Here is a 3,270-nt window from a genome sequence, read left to right on the forward strand (position 1 = left end):
GGTGGATCCGGACGTGTAGATGACGTATGCAGCCTGAGCGGGTAGCACCTCGATGCCCGGATCGGCGTCGGCATACCCTTCCGTGTCGACGTTGGCCAATACGAGAACGGCACCCTGGCTCATGTACGCGACCCGCTCGGCCGGCAGATCCGGGTCGATCGGCAGATACGCGCCGCCGGCCTTCACCACCGCCAGCAACGCCACCACCAGGTCCACCCCACGCGGCATCCGCACACCCACCACGGAGTCCGCCCGTACACCCTCGGCGATCAGCCGGCGCGCCAGACGGTTCGCGCGGCGGTCCAGGTCCGCGTACGACACCGACGAACCCTCGAGCTCCAACGCCGGCGCGTCCGGGGTCCGGGCGACCTGCGCCGCGAACAGCGAGGGCAGCGTTGCCGCCGGCACGTCCGTGGCGGTGTCGTTCCACCGGCGCAGCACCGTGTCCAGGTCCGCCGTGGCGAGCACGCCGATGGAGGACAGTGGCGCCGGCGTGCCGGCCTCGAGCGCCGGGATGAGGTGGCCGACGGCGGTCTCCAGCATCGCGGCGACCGCCCGCGGGTCGATCGGGCCGACCGCGTCGACGGTCACGCCGAAGCCGGTCCCGTCGTCCTCGATCGACACCGTCACCGGGTAGTTGGTGCTCTCCCGGGAGGACACCGTCCTGACGCCGTCGAACCCGCCGGCCGTTTCGCCGTCCACCGGTCCGGTGGCGCTGTTGTGCCGGTAGTTGAACAGGGTGGCGAAGAGCGGCTGGTCGCCGGGGACGTCGCTGACCCGCTGGGCGAGGGCGAGCGGGGCGTGCTCGTGTTCGAGGAGCCCGGCGAGCTGCCGCCGCATCGCGTCGACCGCCGCCGGCACCTCCAGATCACCGGTCCGGACCCGCACCGGCAGCGTGTTCATGAACAGGCCCGGCACCCGGTCAGCGCCCGCGCCCGCGTTCATCCGCCCGAACAGCACCGTGCCGAACACGACGTCGTCACGACCGGACACCACCGCGAGCACCCGCGACCACGCCACGTGCATCAACGTCGCCGGGCTCACCCCGAGCCGTCGCGCCGCCTCCCGCAGCCGAGCCGCCACGGCGTCGTCGAGCACGGTGCCGGCGCGGACGAGTCCGGAGCCGTCGCCGCGGACGTCGCTGACCTCGAACGCCGCCGTCGGCTCCTCGACACCCGCCAGCAACTCACGGAAGTACACCTCGTGCCGTCCGTCCGCGAGCCCGGCCCGCGACTGGGCGACGAAGTCCCGGAACGGCAACGGCGCCGGCAGCTCACCGGCCCGCCCGGCGAGGACCGCATCGATCTCACCGATCACCACGTCCAGCGCCGTGTGGTCCTGCACGAGATGGTGCACGCGCAGCAGACCCAGCCAGTGCCCGGCGTCGGTCCGCGTGACGTGCAGGTCCAGCAGCGGCGCCCGGCCCAGGTCCATCGCCAGCCCGACGGCCGCCAGCAGCTCATCGGCGCCCGTGGTGCCCTCGACCTCGGTCACCCGCAGCGTCGCGGCGCGCCACACGACCTGCACCGGCTCGGGCAGCCCGGCCCAGACGACGGAGGTGCGGAACACGTCGTGCCGGTCGATCACGTGCTGCAGCGCCCCGGCGAACGCGTCGAGACGCTCGCGACCGTCGAACTCGAGGACGAACGACGTGACGTACACGTCGGCGCCGCCCTCGGCGAGCAGGTGATGGAACAGGATGCCCTGCTGCAGCGGCGCGAGCGGGTAGATGTCCGCCACGTTCGCCGCGCCGCCGTCGACGGTACCGACGACCGCCTGGACCTCGGCCTCGGTCAGCTGGACCAGCGGCAGCATGTCCGGAGTGATGTCCTGGCTGCCCGCCGGGATCAGGTTCGCCGGGACGTCGACCGTCACGCCACCCGAGGCTGCGGCCAGACCGGCCGGGGACGGCGTGAGGAACAGCGCCTTCACCGACACCGACACACCGCGCACCCGCAGCCACTCGACGAGCCGCACCGCGAGCAGCGAGTGCCCGCCGAGCGCGAAGAAGTCGTCGTCGACCCCGACACCCTGGACGCCGAGGACCTCGGCGAACGCCTGACACAGCAGCTCTTCACGCACGTTCGCGGGACCGCGCCCCGACCCGGCCGCAAACTGCGGCACCGGCAGCGCACGGCGGTCCAGCTTCCCGTTCGCCGTCAGCGGCAGCGCGTCGAGCACGACGAACGCGGCCGGCACCATGTACTCCGGCAGCCGCTCCGCGGCGAACTCCCGCAACCCGTCGACCGAACCGACGACGTACGCGACGAGCCGCTGCTCCGCCGTGGCGACGACCGCGACCTGCTCGACCCGCGGATGCGCGGCCAGAACCGCCCGGATCTCACCCGGCTCGATCCGGAACCCGCGCACCTTCACCTGCTCGTCGGCCCGGCGCACGTAGACCAGGTCGCCGGCCGCCGACCAGCGGACGACGTCACCGGTCCGGTACAGCCGTCCGGACCCGAACGGGTTCGCCACGAACCGTTCCGCCGTCAGGGCGGCCCGGCCGGCGTATCCGCGGGCCAGTCCGGACCCGGCGATGTACAGCTCCCCGGCCACGCCGGTCGGCGCCGGCTGGAGCCGGTCGTCGAGCACGTACACCTGCGTGTTGGAGATGGGGCGGCCGATGTGCGGCGGCTGCCCGGCGGTGAGGGGTTCCGACATGGTCGCGGCCACGGTGGCCTCGGTCGGACCGTACGGGTTGACGAACCGCCGCCCGGGCGCCCACCGGTCGAGCAGGTCGGCGCTCAGCGCCTCGCCGCCGGTCACGAGGTTCGTGACGGACGGCAGGTCGTCCGGGGCGAGGACGCCGAGGACGGCGGGCGGCAGCCACGCGAACGTCACGTCGTGCCGGGCGATCACCTCGGCGAGGCCGGCACCTGGCAGGAGCTCCCGGGCGGGGGCGACGACGAGGCAGGCGCCGGAGCTGAGCGCGAGGAGCAGCTCCCAGGTGGCGGCGTCGAAGCCGACGGACGCGAACTGCAGGGCGCGGTCGCCTTCGCCGAGATCGAACCGCTGGGCCGTGGTGGCGACGAGGTTGACCGCGCCGCCGTGCGTGACGACGACGCCCTTCGGCGTGCCGGTCGACCCCGACGTGTAGATGACGTATGCCGCGTGCTCCGGCAGCACCTGGGCACTGAGGTCTCCGGCGGTCGCCGTCTCATGGACGCTCACGACCGGCAGGTCGAACGCGCGGTCCGACACCACGAGCCGCGCTCCGGCGTCGGCGAGCATGAACGCGATCCGCTCCGCCGGCAGCTCCGGATCGAC

1 protein-coding gene is annotated in these 3,270 nt (G+C 73.3%); it reads right to left on the reverse strand.

Annotated features, from left to right (window positions below; all coding sequences use genetic code 11):
* Nucleotides 1-3,270 (reverse strand): amino acid adenylation domain-containing protein (locus tag AB0I21_RS57205; RefSeq protein ID WP_360574436.1); only part of this gene is annotated, 3,270 nt, incomplete at both ends.

The sequence above is a fragment of the Dactylosporangium sp. NPDC050588 genome (assembly GCF_040654975.1).
In the GTDB taxonomy this organism is placed as follows: domain Bacteria; phylum Actinomycetota; class Actinomycetes; order Mycobacteriales; family Micromonosporaceae; genus Dactylosporangium; species Dactylosporangium maewongense.